Origin of the sequence: Jiangella asiatica (assembly GCF_004349065.1) — a bacterium.
GTDB lineage: Bacteria > Actinomycetota > Actinomycetes > Jiangellales > Jiangellaceae > Jiangella > Jiangella asiatica.
In genome coordinates, this window is the sequence record NZ_SMKZ01000041.1 from 15,042 (window position 1) to 37,488 (window position 22,447).

The window sequence follows — 22,447 nt, forward strand, 5'->3', positions numbered from 1 at the left end:
CGTCAGCGTCATGTCGCCTTCTCTGCGCAATCCGTTCATTCCTCGTTCACTCGGGGCGGGCCACGGTGTCACCTCGGAAACCTACGTTTCTAGCGATACGCAAGGACGAATAGGTCCAGGAAGGACACCAGACGTGAACCTCAGCATTGCGCGCCGCCGGCTGGCGCCGGTCGCCGTGGTCGGTGCGGCCGCACTCGTGCTGGCCGCTTGCGGTTCGGATCCCGACACCGACAACGGCGACGACGCCGACAGCACTGAGACCGAGGGTTCGGGTGGCGACGGCGGCAGCGGTGAGACCGAGAGCGATCTCTCCGGCTCGCTCAACGGCGCCGGCGCGAGCTCGCAGGAGTCGGCCATGCAGGCATGGATCGCCGGCTTCCAGGGGGAGAACCCCGACGTCACCGTCAACTACGCGCCGGATGGCTCCGGCGCCGGTCGCGAGCAGTTCACCTCCGGCGCGGTCGCGTTCGCCGGTTCCGACGCCGCCCTCGACGAGGAGGAGCTGGCCGCCGCCGAGACGGCGTGCGGCGCCCCGGCCGTCGACCTGCCGCTGTTCATCGACCCGATCGCCATCGCCTACAACCTCCCGGGCGTCGACAACCTCCAGCTCGGCCCGGAGACGCTGGCCAACATCTTCAACGGCACCATCACCACCTGGAACGACCCGGCCATCGCCGCGGACAACCCGGAGGCGACGCTGCCGGACACGGCCATCACGCCGGTGCACCGCTCCGACGAGTCCGGCACCACCGAGAACTTCGTCGAGTACCTGGCCGCGGCCGCGCCGTCGGTCTGGACCCACGAGATCAGCGGTGACTGGCCGGCCGGTCTCCCCGGTGAGGCCGGCGCCCAGACGCCGGGCGTACTCCAGGCTGTCGACGCCGCCGAGGGCACCATCGGCTACGCCAGCGCCGCCGCCGTCGGCGACCGCACCACCGCCGCCATCGGGGTCGGCGAGGAGTTCGTCGAGTACTCCGCCGAGGCCGCCGCCGCCGTCGTCGACGCCTCGCCGCGGGCCGAGGGCCGCGCCGAGAACGACATCGCCATCGAGCTGGCTCGCGACACCACCGAGTCCGGTGCCTACCCGATCGTGCTGATCTCCTACACGATCGTCTGCACCGCGTACGCGGACGCGAACACCGGCGACCTGGTGAAGGGCTTCGTCGGCTACATGGCCAGCGACGAGGGCCAGCAGGCCGCCGCCGACGCCGCCGGCTCGGCGCCGATCTCGCCGGACCTGCAGGCCGAGGTCCAAGCCGTCGTCGAGTCCATCGAGGTCGGCTGAGACCCTGTCCGTGCCCGAACGGAGCCTGACGCGCCGGGCGGTCCGTCCCCAGCCGGGGCGGACCGCCCGGCGCGGCGGTGCTTCCGGATGACCCGAGAGTCCTTCCCGACCCGGAGCTGAACCACGTGACCACCACCGCGAACCCGCCGCCACGGCAGGCGACTCCCGCGCCACGCGCGAAGGCCCGCCCCGGCGACCGGATCTTCAGCTGGTCCACCCGCACCGCCGGCGTGCTGATCCTCGTCGTGCTCGCCGGCGTCGCGGCGTTCCTGATCGTCGAGGCGCTGCCGACGTTCCAGGCCGACCCGGCCGAGATCGACGGCGGCGAGGGCTTCTTCTCCTACGTCTGGCCGCTGGTCTTCGGCACCCTGGCCGCGGCCGTCATCGCGCTGATCATCGCCACTCCGCTGGCGCTGGGCATCGCGCTGTTCATCTCGCACTACGCACCCCGTCGGATGGCGCAGGGCCTCGGCTACGTCGTCGACCTGCTGGCCGCGATCCCCAGCGTCGTCTACGGGCTCTGGGGCATCCAGTGGTTGGCGCCGCGGGTCCAGGGCGCCTGGGCGTGGCTGGCCGACAACCTCGGCTTCATCCCGATCTTCACCGGCCCGGCCTCGGCAACCGGCCGGACCATGCTCACCGCGGGCGTCGTTCTTGCGGTGATGATCCTGCCGATCATCACCGCCATCTCGCGCGAGGTGTTCCTGCAGACGCCGACGCTGCACGAGGAGGCCGCGCTGGCGCTGGGCGCCACCAGGTGGGAGATGATCCGCATGGCGGTGATCCCGTTCGGCCGCCCGGGCATCATCAGCGGCATCATGCTGGGCCTGGGCCGGGCGCTCGGTGAGACCATGGCCGTCGCCATGGTGCTTTCGACCGGCGGCTTCACCTGGTCCATGGTCACCAGCGGCAACAACACCATCGCCGCCGAGATCGCGCTGGACTTCCCCGAGTCGTCCGGGCTCAAGACGAACACGCTCATCGCCGCCGGTCTGGTGCTGTTCGCTATCACGCTGGCGGTCAACATGTTCGCGCGCTGGGTCGTGTCGCGGCGCAAGGAATTCTCGGGGGCCAACTGATGACCGTCGACACCCGGATCCCCGCCGTCAGCTCGCTGGCGCAGAACCAGCTTCCCCGCGCGACCACACCGGTCCTGCTGGTCCTCTCGCTCGCCGCGGGGGCGGGCCTGTCCGCCGCCCTCGGCTTCTCCTGGGCGTGGTTCGCCGTGTTCTTCATCGTCCTGTTCGCCGTGGTCAACACCACGGTGTCCGGCGTCGTGGAGGGCCGCCGCAAGGCCACGGACAAGCTGGTCACCACGCTCGTCTACACCGCATTCGGGCTGGCGCTGATCCCGCTGATCTCGGTCTCGTGGTCGGTCGTCGACAACGGCCTGGAGCGCTTCGGCGCCGACTTCCTCACCACGTCGATGCGCAACGTCACCGGCCTGAACGACCAGCAGGCCGTCGACGGCGAGGCGGAGTTCATCGGCGGCGCCTACCACGCGCTACTGGGCACCTTCCTCATCACCGGCCTGGCCACCCTAATCTCGGTGCCCATCGGCCTGCTGACCTCGATCTACCTGGTGGAGTACGGCCGCGGCCGGCTGGCCCGGGCCATCACGTTCTTCGTCGACGTCATGACCGGCATCCCCTCCATCGTGGCCGGCCTGTTCGCCGCCGCGCTGTTCGCGGTGCTGTTCGGCGTCGGCACTCGCAACGGCTTCGCCGGCGCCGTCGCGCTGTCGGTGCTGATGATCCCCGTCGTGGTGCGATCCAGCGAGGAGATGCTGCGCATCGTGCCCAACGAGCTGCGCGAGGCCGCGTACGCGCTGGGCGTGCCCAAATGGCGCACCATCGTCAGGGTGGTCGTGCCGACCGCGATCTCCGGCATCGCCAGCGGCGTCACCCTCGCCATCGCTCGCGTCGTCGGCGAGACCGCGCCCCTGATCGTCACCGCCGGCTTCACGTCGTCGATCAACAGCAACCCGTTCTCCGAGTGGATGATGTCGCTGCCCGCCTACGTCTACAGCCAGGCGATGCGGCCGCTGTCCGGCTCGGTACCGGAGCCGAGCTTCGACCGGGCCTGGGCGGCTGCGCTCACACTCGTACTGATCGTGATGCTGCTCAACCTCATCGCGCGGCTGATCGCCCGCCTGTTCTCCCCGAAGACCGGACGCTAGAGCAAGGGAATCCCGAAATGTCCAAGCGCATCGACGTCGGCGACCTCAACGTCTACTACGGCAGCTTCCTGGCGGTCGAGGGAGTGTCGATGGCGATCGAGGCCCGCTCCGTCACCGCCTTCATCGGGCCGTCCGGCTGCGGCAAGTCGACGTTCATCCGAACCCTGAACCGGATGCACGAGGTCATCCCGGGCGCCCGGGTCGAGGGCAAGGTCATGCTCGACGGCGAGGACCTCTACGCCGCGAACGTCGATCCGGTCACCGTCCGCCGCCAGGTCGGCATGGTGTTCCAGCGGCCCAACCCCTTCCCCACCATGTCTATCCGCGACAACGTGCTGGCCGGCATGAAGCTCAACAGCAAGCGGATGCGCAAGGCCGAGGCCGACGACGTCGTCGAGCAGTCGCTGAAGGGCGCCAACCTCTGGAACGAGGTGAAGGACCGCCTCGACAAGCCCGGCTCCGGCCTCTCCGGCGGCCAGCAGCAGCGCCTGTGCATCGCCCGCGCGATCGCCGTCCAGCCGGAGGTGCTGCTCATGGACGAGCCGTGCTCGGCGCTGGACCCGATCTCGACGCTGGCCATCGAGGACCTCATCGGCGAGCTGAAGCAGAACTACACGATCGTCATCGTGACCCACAACATGCAGCAGGCCGCCCGGGTCAGCGACCGCACTGCGTTCTTCAACATCGCCGGCACCGGCAAGCCGGGCAAGCTCATCGAGATGGACGACACCACGAAGATCTTCACCAACCCGAGCGTGAAGGCCACCGAGGACTACGTCTCCGGCCGCTTCGGCTGACACATCTCCCCTGCGCCGTCGGGAATGATCACGTTCAGCAGGATCACCCGCGCCTCACCATGATCGCGAGCATGGTGCGACACGAGATAACGTGCTGAACGTGATCATCTGGGAGTCCCTCAGAGGGAGCTCAGGCCGGGGAGGATGTGCAGCACCCGGTAGCAGCCGGCGGCGACGAGCCCGGCCATCGGGATGGTGAGCACCCAGGCGGTGACGATGTTGCCGGCCACGCCCCAGCGCACCGCCGACAGCCGCCGGGTCGCGCCGACGCCCATGACGGCGGAGGTGATGGTGTGCGTCGTGGAGATCGGCGCGTGAAAGGCGAAGGCCGTCGTGTACAGGACGCTGGCGGCGACGGACTCCGCGGCGAAGCCCATCGGCGGGTCGAGGTGGACGATGCGCCGGCCCAGGGTGCGCATGATGCGCCAGCCGCCGGCGTACGTGCCGAGGGCAAGTGCCGAGGCGGCCACGACGATGACCCACCACTGGACGTCGAAGCCGCTCTGGTAGCCGCCGACCACCAGGGCGAGGGTGATGACGCCCATCGTCTTCTGCGCGTCCTGCAGGCCGTGGCCGAGCGCCATGGCCGCGGCGCTGAAGGTCTGCGCCATCCGGAAGCCACGGTTGACCCGGCCGGGATGCGCCCGCCGGAAGATCCATTGGATGGCGGTCATGACGAGGAACGCCAGGGCGAACCCGACCAGTGGCGAGGCCACCATCGGGATGACCACCTTCTCGACGATGCCGTCCCACTTCACGACGTTCATCGACGCCAGCGCTGCGCCGACCAGGCCACCGATCAGGGCGTGCGATGACGACGACGGCAGCCCGAGCCACCAGGTGATGAGGTTCCATGTGATGGCGCCGAGCAACGCCGCGAGCACCACGAGCAGCCCGTTGTCACCCGCGGGGGCCTCGATGATCCCGGCACCGACGGTCTGCGCGACACCGGTGCCGAGAAACGCGCCGATCAGGTTCATGCTGGCGGCCATGATGAGCGCGGCCCGCGGGGTCAGCGCCCGGGTGGAGACGGAGGTGGCGATGGCGTTCGCGGCGTCGTGGAAACCGTTGGTGTAGTCGAAGGAGAGCGCGACGACGATGACGGTGACGATGAGCGCGAGCTCCACAGGCTCACGACTCCTTGATGGCTATCTGCTCGACGATGTTGGCGACGGTCTCGAAGCCGTCGACCGCCGACTCCATGGTGTCGACCACGTCCTTGAGCTTGTGCACCGTCAGCGCGTCATACTCGCCGGAGAAGATGCGCGCCAGCAGCCGCCGGTAGTCCTGGTCGGCCTGGTTCTCCAGCCGGTTCACCTCGATCCAGTAGTCGCTGAGCTCGCTGGCGGTGCGCAGCCGGGGCATGGCCTCGGCGGTCAGGTCGGCGGCCCGGTCGAGGACGTCGGCGAGGTCACCCACCCCGGACGGGAGGTCACCGACCCGGTACAGGACCATCAGGTCCAGTGCGGCCTCGACGTCGTCGAGCACGTCGTCGAGCCCGCCGGCCAGCCGGTAGATGTCCTCGCGGTCGAACGGCGTGACGAACGTGGAGTTCACCCGGCGGATGATCTCGTGGGTGTGTTCGTCACCCTGGTGCTCGACCTCCTTGAGCCGGACGGCGATGGCGGGCCGGTCGGCGTCGGAGGCCAGCGCTTCGGAGAGCAACTGGACGCCGTCTCGCACGTTGCGCGCCGAGGCGGCGAACAGGTCGAAGAAGGCGTTGTCTCGCGGAGATAGGCGCACGAAACTCCTCTGCCGGACGTGAACGAACGGTCGAATGCTAGACGGTGAACATTGCGTGACGCCCGACACCCACCAGGTCGAACATGTGGATCATTAGCTGAACCACCCCTCGGCGAACCCTGGCGGGCCGTCCGCCGGCCACCACACCGTGCCGAGGGACTCCCATGTCAGTATCACGCCGCAGACGGCGAGCGCGAGCACTCCGAGGACGGCCCACGCGGTGCGCGGCGCGCGGTCCATCGGGGCGAAGACCGCCGTCAGCCCGTGCCGTGAGCGGACCGTACCCGGCCCCCACCACACCAGGAGCGCGCCGACGACGCCACCGACCAGGTAGGGCGTGCGCAGCCCGCCGACATCACCCAAACCGAGCAGGCCGCCGACGGCGACCGCGCCGGCCGCCGCGACCAGCACCTGGCCGACACACGGGGCGACAGAGGCGAGCAGGTCCCACGGCAGGGCCAGCGCGGCGACGAACGGGTCGCCGCGGTGCTGCCCGCGCAGCTCGCGCCGCTCGAACAGACGCCTTCGGATGCGCCACGTGACCCGGCCGAGCAACAGGACACCGAGGGCGACGACGGCGCCGGCGTACGGCGCCCAGGCGGCGACAAGTGCCAGCACCAGCCCCGCCAACGCCAGCGCGGTCCGGGACCGCCACACGCCGGGGTCGCGGTGCGGTGCGGGCGCCGGTGGCTGCGGTGGCGCCGGCGCGGGGCGCGGGGACGGCGTCGGTGCCGACGAAGGAGCCGGCGGGAACGCCGTCGCCGTCGCGGCATCGCGCAGGTCGGCCGGGGTCACCACCGCGGTCTCGTCGGTGGTGGCGAGCGAGGGATCGACGAGCGGCGCGGCGGCGCCGACCGGCGGCATGTCGGTGGTGTCCGCGGCGTCCGGTCCGGCGAGCATCCGCAGCGCGGTGTCGACGCCGGGCCGCCGGGCCGGGTCGACCTGCAGCGCCGCGCCGAGCACCGCGGCCAGGCCGGGCTCGACACCGTGGAGGTCGTGCTCACCGCGGCGGATCCGGTCGAGGACCGCGATGTCCGGGCCGTACCCGTAAGGTGGCCGCCCGGTGGCGGCGTAAGTGACGGTGGCCGCCCAGCCGTGGACGTCGGTGGCGGGTGTGGGGTCCTGGCCGATGACGGTCTCCGGCGCCAGGTAGCCGGGGGTGCCGGAGATGAACCCGGTGGCGGTGAGCCGGGTGTCGTCGGCGGCGTGCGCGATCCCGAAGTCGATGAGCACCGGGCCGTCGGCCGTCACCAGGACGTTGCCCGGCTTGACGTCGCGGTGGACCACCCCTGCGGCGTGCACCGAAGCCAGCGCCTCCAGCAGCCCGACGGCGACCTGCTGCAGGTCAGCGCCGCTCAACGGCTCATGCTCGGCCACCATCCGGGTGAGTGGGACGCCGTCGACGTAACGCGTCACGACGTAGGGCGGGTCGGCGGCGACGTCGGCGTCGAGCACCTCGGCCACCCGCGATCCGCGCACCCGCACCAGCGTGGAGACCTCGCGCTCGAAGCGCCGCCGGCCGTCGGTGCCGCCCACGAGCCACGGCCGCAGCGTCTTGACCGCGACCGGCCGGCCGTCGGGAGCCGTCCCGAGGTACACCACGCCCATGCCGCCTTCGCCGATCTGACGGCGGATCCGGTAGGGGCCGATCTGGGTGAGTTCGGTCGGCCTTGCGTTCACAGGTAGACGGTAACCGACGACGTGGATTCACACCTGTTTCGAGGCGCGCCGACGCATAGCCCCACGTCGTGGCCGTTCGTCTGCTTTGCTATGTACATCGGTATCGATCATGGTGGTTCGGCCGTGCCGGTCCCGGTGCGGTCATGGAAGGACGACCCGATGGGGAGCCAGGGCCAGGCGACGGCTCAGCAGGACGACGCGGTCGGCACGACGGCGCGGGTGCCGCGCCCGCGCCGGCCCGGGTTGCCACCGTCCACACAGGTCTCCGACGCGCTGGGGCGGGCGATCAACCGGTCCAGCCGCCTCGACACGCTCACCCAGGAGCTGCGCGACGCGGGCGGCCGGGGTCGCACGTCGTCCTGGCTGGCCGAACGGCTCGGCGTATCCGCCCGTACCATCAAGCGCGACGTCATGGCGCTGCAGCAGGCCGGCGTCCCGATCCGGGCCACCAGCGGGCCGCAGGGCGGCTACGTCATCGACCCGACCGGGCAGCGGCCGCTCACCCTCACCGCCGACGAAGCGCTGGCCGCCGTTGTGGGGCTGCAGGCCGTGCCCGACCAGCCGTTCGCGTCGGCCCGGTCCAGCGCCGTCGCCAAGATCCTGCGTTCGGTGGCGCCAGAGCGGCGGGCCGAGGTGGCGCAGCTGGCCGACCGGGTCTGGATCCGTCCCGGTGAGCCGCCGGCCCACGAGGACGGCTCCGTCCGGCAGATCCTCACCGACGCCCTGCGCGATCGCCGGGTGGTGCTGATCGACTACGAGCCGGCGGACTCGCCGGACACCGTCACCGAGCAGGTCGAGCCCCTGGGCTTCGCGCACTCGCGCGGGCTGTGGTTCGCGCTGGCGTGGTCCCGCGACCACGACGCCGGCCGGTGGTTCCAGCTCGACCACATCCGGGCGGCGCAGTCCACCCACGAGAAGTTCGACCCGCGGGACGTCCGCGAGGTCTTCTCGACACCGTCCTGACGGTCACGTCATCCCGTCCCCTGGTCACGGGGCGGGGCGAACGGCCACTCCTCGAACGCGCGGCAGCGGCCGTCGTCGCCGAACCGGGCGATCCAGAGGTCGCGCCACTCCTCGGTGAGCGGATCGCCGTAGCGGACCTCGGCCCGCACGACCGCGACGTCGTCGTCGACGGCGACGATCTCGGTGTGGAGCTCGAACTCCTCGTCCGGGCCGTCCCGCTCGGCCTCCCACATCCGCTCGACGGCGGGCAGGCCCATCACCGGCCGGCGGTACGGGCCCTGCAGGTAACTCACGGCGTCGGTGAAGATCTCACCGAGCGCCGTCACGCCCGGGCTGCGCCACGCCCGCTCGTAGGCCTCGATCCACTCCGCGACCTGTGCCCTGTCCATCGGCCCAGACTGCCACGGGCAGCCCGTCGTCACGCGACGCCGGTCGGGACCTCTCCCGCGGTGAGCTCGGCGACGGTGCGGATGGTGGCGAAGCGGCCGGCCAGGGCATACTCCGTGCGAGCCAGGATCTCCGCGACCGGAAGCGTGCGCGGGTCGGCGAGAATCTCCTCGTTGCTCCGGCCGGCCGGCGCGTCGCGGTGCTCGATCGGGTTGGTGGCGGTGGCGTCGATGACGAACGTGACGGTGTAGCCGAGGTCGCTGGCCAGCCGGGCCGTGGTCTCGCAGCACTGCTCGGTCCGGATGCCGCAGACCACCACCTCGCCGATGCCGCGTTCGGTCAGGAGCTGCTGCAGGTTGGTGGTGGTGAACGCGTTGTGCGAGGTCTTGGTGAGCACGGGCTCGCCGGATCGCGGCTCCAATCCCGGCAGCAGCCGGACGTGCCCGAGGGCGGGGTCGAAGACGGTGCCGCTGCCGGGCTCGGTGTGCAGGACCCACACCACCTGGTCTCCGGTCGCCCTCGCCGCGTCGACCAGCCGGCCGACCTTGCCCGCGATCTCGGGATCGGAGATCAGCTGCCAGCTGTCGCGCTGGCGGAACGACTCCTGGACGTCGATGACGACGAGTGCTCGGTACATGCCGTCGATGGTCGCTTCCGCGGCCCCGGGCTGACCAGCGGGAATCGTGCCGTGCTGCCGACACATCCGGTCATCCGTAGGATTCAGGACGTGCCCCCCACTCCCTCGACGCCCCAGGCTGCCCCCGACGTGGCCGCCGAGGCGGCGCGTCGTCGCACGTTCGCCGTCATCAGCCACCCCGACGCGGGCAAGTCCACCCTCACCGAGGCGCTGGCACTGCACGCCCGGGTCATCGGCGAGGCCGGCGCCGTCCACGGCAAGTCCGGGCGGCGGGCCGTCATCTCCGACTGGATGGAGATGGAGCAGGCCCGCGGCATCTCCGTCACGTCGGCGGCGCTGCAGTTCGAGTACGCCGGGCACGTCGTCAACCTCCTCGACACCCCGGGCCACGCCGACTTCTCCGAGGACACCTACCGCGTGCTGGCCGCGGTCGACTGCGCGGTCATGCTCCTCGACGCCGCGAAGGGCCTGGAGCCGCAGACGCTCAAGCTGTTCGACGTCTGCCGGCACCGAGGGGTGCCGGTGGTGACGTTCATCAACAAGTGGGACCGGCCCGGCATGCACCCGCTCGACCTCGTCGACGAGCTCGAGCAGCGCATCGGGCTGCGCGCCACCCCGGTCAACTGGCCGGTCGGCGAGGCCGGCGTCTTCCACGGCTTGCTGGACCGCAACGACGAGACGCTGACGACGTTCGAGCGGGCGCCCGGCGGCGCCCGCATCGCCGTGGAGGCGACGCTGGCGGCGGCGGAGGCGAAGGAACGGCACCCCGACGAGTGGGACACCGCCCTGGACGAGGTCGCGCTGCTCGACGACGTCGATACCGAGTCGTTCCTGGCCGGCCAGACCACCCCGCTGCTGTTCGGCGCCGGCGTCGTCAACGTCGGCGTCCGCCAGCTCCTCGACACCCTCGTGTCGCTGGCCCCGGCACCGGAGGCCCGCCCGGACGCCGACGGCAGACCGCGGCCGGTCGACGCGCCGTTCTCCGGGCTGGTCTTCAAGGTCCAGGCCGGTATGGACAAGGCCCACCGCGACCGGCTCGCGTTCGTCCGCGTGTGCTCCGGGCGCTTCGAGCGCGGCGCCGTCGTCACCCACGCCGCCACCGGCAGGCCGTTCGCCACCAAGTACGCACGCACCATGCTCGGCCGCGAGCGCGAGACCATCGACATCGCCTACCCGGGCGACATCGTCGGCCTGGTCAACGCCAACGCCCTCACGGTCGGCGACACCCTGTACGCCGACGGCGCGCCGGTCAGCTTCCCGCCCATGCCGTCCTTCGCGCCCGAGCACTTCGTCACCGCCCGAACCACCGACACCGGCAAGGCCAAGCAGTTCCGCCGCGGGATCGAGCAGCTCGCCGAGGAGGGCGTGGTGCAGATCCTGCAGTCGGCCCGGCGCGGCGACGGCGCCCCGATCCTCGCCGCGGTCGGCCCGCTGCAGTTCGAGGTCGCGACCACCCGGCTGAGCCAGGAGTTCGGCGTGCCGGTGGCCCTGGACAACCTGCCGTATGGGCTGGCCCGGCGCACCGACCCCGACGCCGTCGCCGTCCTCGACGCCGAGGCCGGGGTCGAGGTGGCCGAGCGCCGCGACGGCGCACTGCTGGCGCTGTTCCCGGACACGTGGCGGCTCGCGTCGGTCCGACGTCGTCACCCGGACATCCGGTTGGCACCTTTGGTCGCCGGGGCCGACTGAACCGCCGGCCGCTAGGGTTTCCGGCATGACTGCCCGACCCCTGCACGAGCTGGTCGACCCGGGCTGGGCCCGGGCGCTGGAACCGGTGGCTCCACGAATCGCGGCGATGGGCGACTTCCTCCGTGCCGAGCTGGCCGCCGGGCGCACCTACCTGCCGCCGGGGCCGAACGTGCTGCGCGCGTTCGCCCAGCCCTTCGACGACGTCCGCGTGCTCATCGTGGGCCAGGACCCCTACCCGACCCCGGGCCACGCGGTGGGCCTGAGCTTCTCGGTGGCGCCCGACGTGCGGCCGCTGCCCCCGAGCCTGGTCAACATCTTCCAGGAGTACATGGCCGACCTCGGCCATCCTGCCCCGAGCAACGGCGACCTCTCGCGGTGGGCCGAGCACGGAGTTCTCCTGCTCAACCGCGCTCTCACGGTGGCGCCGCGAAATCCGGGAGCGCACCGAGGAAAGGGATGGGAAGAAGTCACCGAGCAGGCGATCCGTGCGCTCGTGACACGCGGAACACCATTCGTGGCCATCCTCTGGGGACGCGATGCGAGAAATCTTCGGCCACTACTTGGTAACGTTCCATGCATTGAATCGGCCCACCCGAGCCCCATGTCCGCACGCAACGGATTCTTCGGATCAAGGCCGTTCAGTAGGGCGAATGAGCTTCTGCAGGGCCTCGGAACACCCCCCGTGGACTGGAAGCTTCCCTGATACGGAACGTTCACAAAGTGGGACACACACTTGTGCGACTAGCGTTCGATCATCGTATGCTTCCCGGCGCGGGCCCAAGGTGGTACTGTTTCCGCGGTTGCAGTAACAGTTCCTCGCACGTCCTTGAACGCCCGTGGGATGTTATCGCGGGCGTTTTTCGCTTCTCTGTGCCCAGCACTGTGGTAGCGGGAGACGGCGGCAGCAACCCGGAGGTCGCACGGTGCGGCCTCCGTCACCGTCCCGTAGGAGGACACGGCACATGGCACAGGGAACCGTCAAGTGGTTCAACGCTGAGAAGGGCTTCGGCTTCATCGCACAGGACAACGGCGAGCCGGATGTCTTCGTGCACTACTCGGCGATTCAGTCCGACGGCTACCGCACGCTGGACGAGAATCAGCGGGTGGAGTTCGAGATCACCCAGGGCCCCAAGGGCCCGCAGGCTGACGCGGTTCGTCCGGTCTGATCAACCTGTCATCCCGCTGCTCCCGCGCCGATAGGTGCGGGGGCAGCGGTGTCTCCGGGACCGGTCAGCCCGCCTCGGCCGGCTGCCACTCCCGGTCGCCGAAATCCGGCCGCACCCGCTGATAGAACCCCGAGAGCAGCGGTGACGAGATCATCAGATCCGCGCTGGTGACGTTGCAGGCAACCCCGATGTTCCACACGGCCGCCAGGCGCAGCAGCGCACGCACGTCGGGGTCGTGCGGCTGCGGCTCCAGCGGGTCCCAGAAGAAAACCAGCACGTCGATGACACCTTCGGCGATCTTGGCGCCGATCTGCTGGTCACCGCCGACCGGCCCGGAGAGGAACCGGGTGACCGGCAGGCCGAGCTCGTAGGCGAGCATGGTCCCCGTGGTGCCGGTCGCGTACAACTGGTGCCGAGCCAGCGTGCCGCGGTTGAACGCGGCCCACTGGAGCAGCTCGACCTTCTTGTTGTCATGGGCCACGAGGGCGATGTGACGGCGCGGGCTCACCCACCCAGTCTCGGCCGGGCGGGTGACGCGGTGGTTACATTCGCCGGCACGGCAGGTCACCTCCCGGTGCCGAGGCCGATGCTTCGCATCCACCGCAGCAGCGCCGCGCGCCGCTCGTCGTCGCCGATGATCGGGCAGGTGACGCAGTAGTCGGCGCCCTCCCGGTAGACGAAGCAGCAGCCGCCGCGGACCAGCCAGCTCGCGGCGAGGTCGTCGTCTACGACGCGGAACCGCCGCGGCCGGGCGGTCAGCTCGGGCGCGCGCTCCGCCAGTGCGTCGACGATGGCTCCGGCGCCGAGCCAGGCGCCATCGAGCGCGGCGCCGAGGCCCGGTCCGCTGTCGGTGCCGCGCGGCAGACCGGCGCTGAGCATGATCTGGTGAACGGAGTCCGACACCGCCGCCCACAGCACGCGCTGGCCGACCCGGGTCAGCTGGTGCACCTGGTCGAAGACCGGCTTGAGGATCGCCACCGCCGGCTCGGCCAGCCGTCGTTCGAAGCCATCGGTCGCCGGCAGGACGACGACCTGGCGCAGCGCCAGCCGTTCGCAGAAGCCCTGGGCACCGAAGCCGAACCACACCCCGTCCGGGTCGAGGTCGACGACCAGCCCTGCGCCGTACGCACCGGCGGCCGACGGCCCGACCAGCGTATACGCGAGCCCTTGCGCCAACGCGACCGTGTCACCGATGACACTGCCCGCCGGGCTGGCGCCGCGCGCCGCCGCCAGCAGGGACGACAGCACAGACCGGTCCGCGAGCTCGCCCGCACCCACCCATCGCACGCCGCGAGCGCCGGGCGCGGACTCGGGCACCGGAACCCCGGGCACCACTCGGCAGGCGGCCTCGAACTCCATGACGCGCATTCTCTCTCTCCCGCGACGAGAGGCTGGTACTGACCACTCGGGTGGCCGTGGATCCGCCTCGCCGGCGGCGTTTCGGCAGTTCATCCGGGCACTCTCCGGGGCGGCCAGGCAGCCGCCGGAGGAGATAGACGGACCTTTCTGTCCCAAGGCACTTGATAACGAGAACGTAACGTGCTTCCGTAGATCCAACGTGGTCAAGCAACCGCCACAGCCCTTCGATTCTGGAGAGGTGTCGGCATGCAGACCCAGGTTTTCTCGTCCACTGACGAACGTACGCAACACCACCGCCAGAACACTGACCGGCCTGACCGCAACGAAATCACGAACGACCTGCTCAGGAAGGCCGCGCAGACCAAGGGTGCCGAGCGCCAGCGGCTGATCGACGAGGTCGTCGTCTTGCATCTTCGCCTGGCGGAGTCCATCGCCCGGCGCTACACCAACCGCGGTATCGAGCGCGACGACCTCGTCCAGGTCGCCAACCTCGGGCTGGTCAACGCCGCCCAGCGGTTCGATCCCGACCTCGGCAAGGACTTCGTCTCGTTCGCCGTGCCCACCATCACCGGTGAGGTCAAGCGGTACTTCCGCGACCACGGTTGGACGGTCCGGCCGCCGCGCCGGGTCCAGGAGCTGCACGCGGCCATCTCGGCGGCGTCGGCGGAGATGTCGCAGGCGCTGGGCACGGCCCCCAGTCCGACCGACCTCGCAGAGCACCTCGGCGTGGAGGTGGAGGACGTGCTCGAGGCCAGCGCATCGCACGAGTGCTTCACGGTTGCCTCGATCGACTACCGCGGCAACGACGGCGACGAGACGCCGTTGGCGGACTCGCTCGGCGAGGTGGAGAACGGCTTCGCCCGCGCGGAGGCTGTGGTCGCCCTGGCGCCGCTCTGTCGTGAGCTGCGCCCTCGCGACCGCCGCATTCTCTACCTGCGCTTCTTCCGCGGCTGGACCCAGCAGGAGATCGCGCAGGAGCTGGGCGTCACCCAGATGCAGGTGTCGCGGCTGCTGGCGCGCATCCTCACGCAGCTGCGGTCCGGCCTGGGCGTGCCCGAGCCGACGGCGGTCACCCGCCGCTCGACGGGAACCCAGCGCTCGGCGGAGTCTCAGCGCTCGGCGGGGTCTCAGCGCTCGGCGGGGTCTCAGCGGTCGGCAGCCTGACCCCGAGCAGACCGAGCAGGCGGTCGACGGCCGCGCTGCGCCGCTCCACGGCGGGCAGCGCGGCCGACACCGTCCACGACGGTACGGCGTCGGCGATCGTCAGCACGTCGAGCTCCACGGCGGCCTGCTTGCGCCGGACGTGCTCAGGCACCAGAGCGACACCGAGGCCGTGCCGGACCAGGTCGAGCAGTGTGTGGACGTCGTTGACCTCCATCATCACCTGGCGCTCGATACCGGCCGCCGCGAACGCGCGGTCGGCGACCTGACGGGCTCCCCAGTCCTCCTGGAAGTCGACGAACGCACAGCCGCGCAGTTCGTCGAGCTTGATGGTGCCGCTGCCGGCGAGCCGGTGGTCGGGCCGGCAGAGAACGACGACCGCCTCCGCGCCCAGTGGGATCAGCTCGATGTCCTCCGGCGCCGGACCGACGACCGGAACGAAGGCGACGTCCAGCCGTGCGGTGCGGACGTCGTCGAGCAGGCGGGCCGAGCCGCCCTGGTCCAGCAGCACGTCCACGCCGGCGTGCGCGGCCCGGAACCGGGCGAGCAGGCCGGGCACGTCGACGGCGCCGAGGCACTGCTCGGTGCCGACCCGCAGGGTCCCCCGTAGCAGTCCGTTCACCGCGGCGACGGCTTCGCGGGCCGCCTCGACGCTGGCCACGGCTCGGCGTGACTCGGCCAGCAGCGCCCGGCCGGACTCGGTGAGGCTGACCTGCCGGGTGCTGCGGTGGAAGAGCGCCACGCCCAGCTCGCGTTCCAGCGCGCGGATGGACGCGGACAACCCGGACTGGCTGATCAGCAGGCGCTGGGCGGCCCGGGTGAAATGGCCTTCCTCGGCGACCGCGATGAAGTGCTCCAAATGCCGCAGTTCCACGATCCAGAATTGTAGCTTCTCAATCCGTTCGATCTTTCCTGTTGGACATGCCAGCAGGGCGCGCCGAGACTGAAACCGTTCCCCGACAATCGCACGGAGGTTCCATTCATGCAGTACCGCCGCATCGGCGACGTCCAGGTGAGCGCCATCGGGCTGGGCGGCATGCCCATGTCGATCGAGGGCCGGCCGGACGAGACCCGCTCGGTCGCCACCATTCACGCGGCACTCGATGCCGGTATCACACTCATCGACACCGCCGACGCCTACCAAGTGCACGCCGACGAGGTCGGACACAACGAGCTGCTGATCGCCCGGGCCCTGGCCAGCTACGGCGGCGACACGTCCGACGTCATCGTCGCGACAAAGGGCGGGCACCTGCGACCCGGCGACGGATCGTGGCAGCGCGACGGCTCCCCCGAGCACCTCCGGCAGGCCTGCGAGGCATCGCTGAAGCGGCTGGGCGTTGACGCCATCGGCCTGTACCAGTTCCACCGGCCCGATCCGACCGTGCCTTACGAGGACTCCGTCGGCGCCCTACGCGACCTGCTCGACGAAGGCAAGATCCGGATGGCCGGCATCTCCAACGCCAACCCGGAACAGATCCGGCTGGCTGACTCCGTCCTGGGTGGCCGGCTGGTGTCGGTGCAGAACCAGTACTCGCCGCGGTTCCGCAGCAGCGAGCCGGAGCTGGTCCTCTGCGACGAGCTCGATATCGCGTTCCTGCCCTGGAGCCCGCTTGGCGGCATCTCCAGCGCCGCCGAGCTGGGTTCGAGGCACCAGGTGTTCGGCCGCATCGCGGCCGCGCACGGTGTCAGCCCGCAGCAGGTCTGCCTGTCCTGGATGCTGGCCAAGAGCGAGCGCGTCGTGCCGATCCCCGGCTCCAGCCGCCCGGAGACCATCCGCGACTCCGCGGAAGCGGTGAACCTGGTGCTCGACGAGGCCGAGCTGGCCGAGCTGGGCTGACGCCGTCGCTGACCCTCAGGGCCGGCGCCGTCAGCTGACGGCGTCGGCCCAGCGGCTGCTCAGCGAGGCCTGCCGAGCCGCCATGGACGCCTCGAGGGCGTCGCCGATCTCGTCGTAGAACCGCGGTGTCGAGCCACTGGCTGCCTCCTGGACCTGCGATCGGACGCCGATCTCGCGGGTCACGATGCAGACTCCGCCGCCACGTGCCTGAATACGGTGGTGCAGGTCGACCAGCGCGGACACCGCCGACGGGTGCACCGCGGACGCCTTGCCCAGGTCGAGGACCACGTGCTGGCTGTCGGCGGCCGCCGCCGCGCCGTGAATCTCGTTCACCCGGCTGGCGTCGACATCGCCGGGAACGGTGAGGATCGTGCAGCCGCCGAAATCGCGGCACTGCACGGTGACGTCGTTGCTCACGGACGCTTCACCACCATCTGTCTGCGTAGGCGAGGGACTCCGCCTTCCCTGCCCGTGCCCTTGCGATCGGACCGGGGGCGCGACGCTGTCGCACCGGTCCGCTTCCATCCGACGCCTACCATTACTGAGCGTCGCATCTTGTGTCAAGACCGTTCGGGATCATGATGCGGACGTCACTGTGGCACGTCGCGCCGCCGGAATCAAGATCCTTTGCGCAAGACGGGCCGGAGGGTGCACAGCGCGGCGGCACGGTGCGCCGGAGCGCTGGAAAACTCATCGCGATCGCGTGCAACCGGCGTGGGCGCCTGTGCGTCATGGAAGTGACGAGGGCGCCGAGCAGCGACGGCGCCCTGGTCACGGGGGTGCCCGCGCCGCAAGGCGCAGCGGGTGGCCGGGCCCACGCAGCGACGTGGGCCCGGAGCCCCTCTCAGCTGGTCTCTTCGCTCACCCACGACAGATAGGCGGCGCTGCCGCCGGCCACCTGCACCACCACGATCTCCGGCACGTCGTAGCCGTGCATCGCCGCCAGGTACTCGATCAGCGCATCGGCCCGGCCGGCCACGGTCTTGATCTCGAGCCGCCACTCCGGCTCGGTGCGCACCACACCCTCCCACCGGTAGACACTGGTGATCGGGATGATCTGAGCGCACGCGCCGAGCCGGCCCGCGACGACACCGGCGGCCAGCTCGCGCGCGGCCGCCTCGCTGTCCGTGGTCGTGATGACGACGACGTGCTCTGCATCCACGCCAGCCAGGCTAGTGCCGCGACCGGAATCGTTGCGTCGTTCGACGGTTGTCGGCGCGACCGCGGCCCTGTCGACAACTTGGTATGGTGCCCAGGTCGCACCGCTCGGAGGGTACGGGAGCGCGCGAGGGGAGAGGACCAGGCGACGATGCAGGCGTCAGAGGTCCCGCGTGCGGTGGCTGCGGCCAGGTCGATCGCCTCGTCACTCGACCTTGCAGCCGACGACGCGATCGTTCTCCATGACTCGAACAAGCTCACTCTGCGCCTGCTGCCCTGTGACGTCCTGGCCCGGGTAGCACCTGTAGCGCATCAGGTCGCGCACTTCGAAGTCGAGCTTGCTCAAGGCCTCGCCGAGTCCGGGAGCCCGGTGGCTGCTCTCGAGCGTCGAGTGGAGCCACGCGTGTACGAGCGTGATGGCTTCGTCGTCACGCTGTGGACCTACTACGAACCCGCGACGCCTCGAGAGGTCTCACCAGCCGACTACGCCGATGCTCTCGAGCGGCTGCATGCCGGTATGCGCAAGCTCGATGTCCCTGCGCCGCACTTCACGGACCGAGTCGAGCAGGCCCAACGACTCGTGGCAAGCCGCGACCACACGCCGGCGCTCGCCGATGCGGACCGGGAGCTCCTCGGCAACACGTTACGAAGCCTGAGACGAGTGATCGGCGAGCGTGGCGGCGCCGAGCAGCTACTGCACGGCGAGCCGCACCCAGGCAACCTGCTGACCACGAAGAACGGGCTGCTGTTCATCGACCTCGAGACGTGTTGCCGTGGCCCGGTCGAATTCGACCTCGCCCATGCGCCCGAAGAAGTCGCCGAGCACTATCCGCGCGTCGATCAAGATTTGCTCCGCGAGTGCCGGATCCTCGTGCTGGCGGTGGTCACGACGTGGCGCTGGGATCGAGGCGACCAACTCCCAAACGGACGCCAGCTCGGTACGGAGTGGCTCGGCCAGATCCGCGCAGCGCTCGATCGCGGCGGGCTGGATACTCGCGGTTGACCCGGGCCTTCGAGGTCGCCGGCCGTGCTGAACGGCTACCTGCCCGGACGCAGCGGCCGGGTCGGACCGCCTTCACCGTCGGCCAGCCCGGTCAGCAGCTCGGTCAGGGCCTCCCGACCGGTGAACGCCGGGCGCCAGCCCAGTTCGCGCCGGGCCCGCCCACTGTCCAAGGTCGGCAGGCTGAGCAGCAGTGACAGCAGCTGCTCATCGGCGGGCACCAGGCGCAGCCGCCACCCGGCGCCGACGACGGCACGGGCGACCCCGGGTGGGACGGTGACGGTGCGGGCCTGGAAGACCTCGCCGAGCCCCGCGGCGTCGATCACATCGTCGGTAGCGAGGTTGAACGCACCGGACGCCGTCGCGCGCACGGCCAGCCGGACGGCCGCCCCGACGTCGTCGGCGTGGACGGCCTGGAAGCGGAGGCCGGCCGGAACCGCGAGCAGCGGCAGCCGGCCTGGCCGCACCAGCCTGCGCGGCAGCAGCGGGCCGGCGAAGATCCTGCCCTGTGAGCTGGCCGAGGCCCGCTGGAACGCGAAGGAGGGACGCAGCCGCACCACCCGGATGTCAGAATGGCGCAGCTCGAAGGCGTCGAGGAAGCGTTCCAGGTAGGCCTTCTCGCGCCCGTAAGCGACCGTGGGGATGCTGTGCGTGGGCCAGGTCTCGTCCACTCGCCGGCCGGCACCGGGCGAGTACGCGCCCACCGACGACACGTAGACCAGCGTGCGAGCGCCGGCGGCGGCCGCCGCCTCGAACGTCGCGATCCCACCGCGGACGTTCACGTCCCAGGTGGCCAGCGGGTCGTGGGTCGGCTGGAAGGCCCAGGCGAGGTGGACGACGGCGTCGGCGCCCGACAGGTGCTCGGCCAGGCGGGGCGAGCGGACGTCGGCTTCGACGAACTCGGTGCGCGGGGGCCGCCAGGCGGGCCGGCGCCGCGCGATCCCGGTGACCTCGACGTCGTTGTCGCTGGTCAGCGCGGTCACCGCGCTGGTGCCGAGGTTGCCCGTGGCGCCGGTCACCACGATGTGCATGGAACCTCCTACGCGGCTGTCTCGATGCCGAAAACCCGCTCGACGGCGCGCACCCGCAGTGCCTCCACGAGCGAGGCCTGCCGCACCGCCCGGTCGATAAGCTCGTCCACCCGGGAGGGGTCCGGGCGGCCGTGCTCGGCGCCGATCGTGCGCAGCGTCCGCCAGCCGTTGGCCTGCCCCTCGATCCCCAGCCGCAGCATCTCCAGCTCGACGATCGTGCTCAGCGGCGAACGGGTCAGCAGGTGACCGTTGAACTTCAGTCGGCCGGCCAGCTCGGCGGCGGCCGCCGTGTAGAGCTTGTAGCGGCGCACCGGTACCCCGAGCTCGCCCATGAACTGGGTCAACGCGGTGCGGTCCCGCGCGAGGTCGTCGGCCAGGTCCGACAGCTGCTCCCCCGCGGCCGCCCCTTCCAGGCGGCGAGCCAGCCGTCGCCCCAGCTGGGCGGTCGCCGCGGCACCGGCCAGATGGTCGTTGAGGTAGATGCCGAGCAGGCCGGGCTCGGGCCCGATGGTGTGGTTGCTGGCAGGGGTGGGCACCGCGTCTCCTTCCGCCTGGGTTGCCGTACGCATTCGACGGTCAGCTGCTCTTCGGTGGGCGGTCACGCGGGCGGTTCTCGTCCGGCTGAGCGTCCGGGTTCATCCCGCCGGCGCCCCCTCGGCCGGTCGGCGACTCCGGCTCGGGCACGCCCTCGGGGCCGCCGGGCATCTCGTCGGCGAAGGTCGTCGAGGAGTGTTCGTCGGCGAAGTCGGCGTCCTCATGGTCGTGACGGTTCATCGTGCACCTCCGGAGTACGGTTCTGATGCCCCGTACCCAGGGTGCGCGAGCGTCACGCGGCGCGGCCGCGGACGGGCGACGAGAAGAAGGGGGTTGCGACCCCGGCCTCCGCAGCGAACCGGGGCCGCAACCCGTGCCCGACGTCACCGTGGATTCGTACGTCGGGCGTCTTGGGGCCCTACCGTTTCGGACCGGTAGGGCGGTTCTCCTGACCGGAGCCCTGCTGGCCCTCGGCGTGGTCTGATGAGCCGGAGTCGTCGGGGTTGCCCGGCTCGTCGGGCTTGCCGGGCGGCTCCTCGGGCTTGTCGGGCTTGCCGGGGTCGTCGGGTTTACCCGGCGGGCCCTCCGGCTTGCCCGGCGGGCTCTCCGGCTTGCCCGGCGGAGTCGCAGGCTTGCCGGGAGGCTCCGGCTCCTCGGGAATTCCCGGGTCCTCCGGTTTGCCTGGTGGTGTTTCCGGCTTGCCCGTTTGGTCAGGCCGGTCGTTGGAGGTACCGGACGAGGTTTCCCGGCCGGTGTCGTCCCCTCGGGTCGGCGACTCGTCGACGACATCGACGAGATCGGGCTCGGCGTCGCGTTCGAAGCTGATGGGCGTGACCGACTCGATCAACGTCTGCATCCGGGCCTGGGCGCCTTCGGGCATCGCGCCGGCGGCCGTCGCCGCCGTCAGCCCGGTGAACAGTACCGCCGCGCCGGCGACGGCGCGGGCCCGCGGGCTGGACGCGGCGAGCCAGGTGCGCAGCCGGCGGGCGGGGCGCTGTGGCGCCGGGGCGGGTTCGACGCCGTCGAAGTCGCCGCTGGCGATCCGGACGGCGAGTGCCCGCGAAGGCTGGACCGGCCGGCTCGAGGCAGCACGTATCCCCCGAACCAGGCCGGCCAGCGGCTCCAGCTCGGGCGCGACCGCGCGGCCCGCGATCAGGGCCTCGATGGTCGCGTCGTCGAGCACGTGGAGTGGAAGCATCTCGTCTACGTAATCGCCGGCGGGCGCCGGAGGGGTACGGCCTCTAGCGGAGTTTTTTCCGCAGCGCGTCGAAACCGCGGCGCTGCAGCGCCTTCACCGCGCCCGGCGACTTGCCGACCACCTCGGCGACCTGCTCGACGGTGAGGTCGGCGACGACGCGGAGGACCACCACCTCACGCTGGTCGTCCGACAGCGTCGCACACAGCTCGAGCACCCGCCGCAGGCCGAGTGCGTCGATCGCGTCCGCCTCGGCGTCGCCGCCCGGACGGTCGAGCACCTTCGGATCGTCCGTCGGCGTGGCTGGGCGCCGGGCCGTACGTCGTCGTTCGTCGATCAGCCGCCGGTGGGCGATGGTGAAGACCCACGACCGGAACTGGGCCTCAGTGCCTTCGAACCCGGCCAGGCCAGCGAAGATGCCCAGGAACACCTCGCTGGTCAGGTCGTCCGGTTCGGCCGAGCCCTGGAGCCGCAGGTAGCCGGCGACGGTGGGGGCGAGTGAGGAGTAGAGCCGCTCGAACGCCCACGGCGCGCCGGAGCGCGCCGCGGCGAGTATGCCGTCGAAGTCGTCGCCGATGACCGCTCGCCTCCCGCCCCACCTCGCCTCGCCGTGGTGAACTCGTAGGCCAGAAGGTTACGGGCAGCT

The 22,447-nt window shown here is 70.9% G+C and carries 26 protein-coding genes; 11 read left to right on the forward strand and 15 right to left on the reverse strand.

Annotated features, from left to right (window positions below):
* Positions 1 to 133: 133 nt before the first annotated feature.
* The 4 genes from pstS (at position 134) to pstB (ending at position 4,261) form a co-directional block, all read left to right on the forward strand.
* Positions 134 to 1,285 carry a phosphate ABC transporter substrate-binding protein PstS gene (pstS, locus tag E1269_RS23070; protein ID WP_203433996.1) on the forward strand — a complete coding sequence of 384 codons (1,152 nt, stop codon included), beginning with the start codon at positions 134 to 136 and terminating at the stop codon, positions 1,283 to 1,285.
* 125 nt (positions 1,286 to 1,410) lie between these two features.
* On the forward strand, positions 1,411 to 2,364 hold the full coding sequence (gene pstC, locus E1269_RS23075) for a phosphate ABC transporter permease subunit PstC (RefSeq protein ID WP_131898970.1): 954 nt from the start codon (positions 1,411 to 1,413) through the stop codon (positions 2,362 to 2,364).
* On the forward strand, positions 2,364 to 3,464 hold the full coding sequence (gene pstA / locus E1269_RS23080) for a phosphate ABC transporter permease PstA (RefSeq protein ID WP_131898972.1): 1,101 nt from the start codon (positions 2,364 to 2,366) through the stop codon (positions 3,462 to 3,464). The genes pstC and pstA overlap by 1 nt, the downstream gene beginning before the upstream one ends.
* Before the next feature lie 17 nt (positions 3,465 to 3,481).
* Entirely contained in the window at positions 3,482 to 4,261 is a 780-nt protein-coding gene (pstB, locus tag E1269_RS23085; protein WP_131898974.1) for a phosphate ABC transporter ATP-binding protein PstB, read from the forward strand.
* Between the two features lie 119 nt (positions 4,262 to 4,380).
* On the opposite strand, the gene E1269_RS23090 is transcribed toward pstB, so the two are convergent.
* The 3 genes from E1269_RS23090 to E1269_RS23100 all read right to left on the reverse strand — a co-directional run bounded on the left by E1269_RS23090 (position 4,381) and on the right by E1269_RS23100 (position 7,684).
* Positions 4,381 to 5,388 carry an inorganic phosphate transporter gene (locus E1269_RS23090; protein WP_131898976.1) on the reverse strand — a complete coding sequence of 336 codons (1,008 nt, stop codon included), beginning with the start codon at positions 5,386 to 5,388 and terminating at the stop codon, positions 4,381 to 4,383.
* Between the two features lie 4 nt (positions 5,389 to 5,392).
* Positions 5,393 to 6,004 carry a DUF47 domain-containing protein gene (locus E1269_RS23095; RefSeq protein WP_131898978.1) on the reverse strand — a complete coding sequence of 204 codons (612 nt, stop codon included), beginning with the start codon at positions 6,002 to 6,004 and terminating at the stop codon, positions 5,393 to 5,395.
* A 93-nt stretch (positions 6,005 to 6,097) separates the two neighbouring features.
* Positions 6,098 to 7,684: a serine/threonine-protein kinase gene (locus E1269_RS23100; RefSeq protein WP_131898980.1), complete on the reverse strand. Its 1,587-nt coding sequence runs from the start codon at positions 7,682 to 7,684 to the stop codon at positions 6,098 to 6,100.
* A 159-nt stretch (positions 7,685 to 7,843) separates the two neighbouring features.
* On the opposite strand from E1269_RS23100, the gene E1269_RS23105 reads away from it, so the two are divergent.
* Positions 7,844 to 8,647 carry a helix-turn-helix transcriptional regulator gene (locus E1269_RS23105; protein WP_162606586.1) on the forward strand — a complete coding sequence of 268 codons (804 nt, stop codon included), beginning with the start codon at positions 7,844 to 7,846 and terminating at the stop codon, positions 8,645 to 8,647.
* 8 nt (positions 8,648 to 8,655) lie between these two features.
* Here the strand turns inward: E1269_RS23105 and E1269_RS32470 are convergent, their stop codons facing one another.
* Together E1269_RS32470 and E1269_RS23115 are read right to left on the reverse strand one after the other, a co-directional pair.
* The gene (locus E1269_RS32470) at positions 8,656 to 9,036 is read right to left on the reverse strand and encodes a nuclear transport factor 2 family protein (RefSeq protein ID WP_162606587.1); all 381 of its coding nucleotides are present in this window, start codon (positions 9,034 to 9,036) and stop codon (positions 8,656 to 8,658) included.
* A 29-nt stretch (positions 9,037 to 9,065) separates the two neighbouring features.
* Positions 9,066 to 9,671: a cysteine hydrolase family protein gene (locus E1269_RS23115; RefSeq protein WP_131898984.1), complete on the reverse strand. Its 606-nt coding sequence runs from the start codon at positions 9,669 to 9,671 to the stop codon at positions 9,066 to 9,068.
* A gap of 90 nt (positions 9,672 to 9,761) precedes the next feature.
* Between E1269_RS23115 and E1269_RS23120 the strand changes: the two genes are divergently transcribed.
* The 3 genes from E1269_RS23120 (at position 9,762) to E1269_RS23130 (ending at position 12,526) form a co-directional block, all read left to right on the forward strand.
* A complete protein-coding gene (locus E1269_RS23120; protein ID WP_131898986.1) occupies positions 9,762 to 11,360 on the forward strand; it encodes a peptide chain release factor 3 in 1,599 nt (532 codons plus the stop codon).
* Positions 11,361 to 11,385: 25 nt separating this feature from the next.
* Positions 11,386 to 12,063, forward strand: coding sequence for a uracil-DNA glycosylase (locus E1269_RS23125; RefSeq protein WP_131898988.1), 678 nt, complete (start codon positions 11,386 to 11,388; stop codon positions 12,061 to 12,063).
* Between the two features lie 259 nt (positions 12,064 to 12,322).
* The gene (locus E1269_RS23130) at positions 12,323 to 12,526 is read left to right on the forward strand and encodes a cold-shock protein (protein ID WP_069109710.1); all 204 of its coding nucleotides are present in this window, start codon (positions 12,323 to 12,325) and stop codon (positions 12,524 to 12,526) included.
* Positions 12,527 to 12,590: 64 nt separating this feature from the next.
* Here E1269_RS23130 and E1269_RS23135 read toward each other — a convergent pair whose 3' ends face one another.
* A complete protein-coding gene (locus tag E1269_RS23135) occupies positions 12,591 to 13,034 on the reverse strand; it encodes a methylglyoxal synthase (protein WP_131898990.1) in 444 nt (147 codons plus the stop codon).
* A gap of 56 nt (positions 13,035 to 13,090) precedes the next feature.
* Complete coding sequence (locus tag E1269_RS23140) at positions 13,091 to 13,885, reverse strand: (2Fe-2S)-binding protein (RefSeq protein WP_131898992.1); 795 nt, start codon at positions 13,883 to 13,885, stop codon at positions 13,091 to 13,093.
* Between the two features lie 246 nt (positions 13,886 to 14,131).
* On the opposite strand from E1269_RS23140, the gene E1269_RS23145 reads away from it, so the two are divergent.
* Positions 14,132 to 15,049, forward strand: a complete 918-nt coding sequence (locus tag E1269_RS23145; protein ID WP_131898994.1) for a SigB/SigF/SigG family RNA polymerase sigma factor — start codon at positions 14,132 to 14,134, stop codon at positions 15,047 to 15,049.
* Here E1269_RS23145 and E1269_RS23150 read toward each other — a convergent pair.
* Positions 14,955 to 15,920: a LysR family transcriptional regulator gene (locus E1269_RS23150; protein WP_131898996.1), complete on the reverse strand. Its 966-nt coding sequence runs from the start codon at positions 15,918 to 15,920 to the stop codon at positions 14,955 to 14,957. The genes E1269_RS23145 and E1269_RS23150 overlap by 95 nt on opposite strands.
* A 108-nt stretch (positions 15,921 to 16,028) precedes the next feature.
* Here E1269_RS23150 and E1269_RS23155 point away from each other — a divergent pair, with 108 nt between their 5' ends.
* The gene (locus tag E1269_RS23155; RefSeq protein ID WP_131898998.1) at positions 16,029 to 16,883 is read left to right on the forward strand and encodes an aldo/keto reductase; all 855 of its coding nucleotides are present in this window, start codon (positions 16,029 to 16,031) and stop codon (positions 16,881 to 16,883) included.
* A 30-nt stretch (positions 16,884 to 16,913) separates the two neighbouring features.
* Here E1269_RS23155 and E1269_RS23160 read toward each other — a convergent pair whose 3' ends face one another.
* Positions 16,914 to 17,300, reverse strand: coding sequence for an STAS domain-containing protein (locus tag E1269_RS23160; protein WP_162606588.1), 387 nt, complete (start codon positions 17,298 to 17,300; stop codon positions 16,914 to 16,916).
* Between the two features lie 427 nt (positions 17,301 to 17,727).
* A complete protein-coding gene (gene cutA, locus E1269_RS23165) occupies positions 17,728 to 18,045 on the reverse strand; it encodes a divalent-cation tolerance protein CutA (RefSeq protein ID WP_131899002.1) in 318 nt (105 codons plus the stop codon).
* Positions 18,046 to 18,192: 147 nt separating this feature from the next.
* On the opposite strand from cutA, the gene E1269_RS23170 reads away from it, so the two are divergent.
* Positions 18,193 to 19,044 carry a phosphotransferase gene (locus E1269_RS23170; protein ID WP_131899004.1) on the forward strand — a complete coding sequence of 284 codons (852 nt, stop codon included), beginning with the start codon at positions 18,193 to 18,195 and terminating at the stop codon, positions 19,042 to 19,044.
* A gap of 35 nt (positions 19,045 to 19,079) precedes the next feature.
* Here the strand turns inward: E1269_RS23170 and E1269_RS23175 are convergent, their stop codons facing one another.
* The 5 genes from E1269_RS23175 to E1269_RS23195 all read right to left on the reverse strand — a co-directional run bounded on the left by E1269_RS23175 (position 19,080) and on the right by E1269_RS23195 (position 22,378).
* Positions 19,080 to 20,072: an NAD-dependent epimerase/dehydratase family protein gene (locus E1269_RS23175; protein ID WP_131899006.1), complete on the reverse strand. Its 993-nt coding sequence runs from the start codon at positions 20,070 to 20,072 to the stop codon at positions 19,080 to 19,082.
* 8 nt (positions 20,073 to 20,080) lie between these two features.
* Entirely contained in the window at positions 20,081 to 20,608 is a 528-nt protein-coding gene (locus tag E1269_RS23180) for a hypothetical protein (protein ID WP_131899008.1), read from the reverse strand.
* Between the two features lie 40 nt (positions 20,609 to 20,648).
* Positions 20,649 to 20,846: a hypothetical protein gene (locus E1269_RS23185; protein ID WP_131899010.1), complete on the reverse strand. Its 198-nt coding sequence runs from the start codon at positions 20,844 to 20,846 to the stop codon at positions 20,649 to 20,651.
* Positions 20,847 to 21,024: 178 nt separating this feature from the next.
* A complete protein-coding gene (locus E1269_RS23190) occupies positions 21,025 to 21,804 on the reverse strand; it encodes a hypothetical protein (RefSeq protein WP_131899012.1) in 780 nt (259 codons plus the stop codon).
* Between the two features lie 43 nt (positions 21,805 to 21,847).
* Complete coding sequence (locus E1269_RS23195; protein ID WP_131899014.1) at positions 21,848 to 22,378, reverse strand: RNA polymerase sigma factor; 531 nt, start codon at positions 22,376 to 22,378, stop codon at positions 21,848 to 21,850.
* Positions 22,379 to 22,447 lie beyond the last annotated feature (69 nt).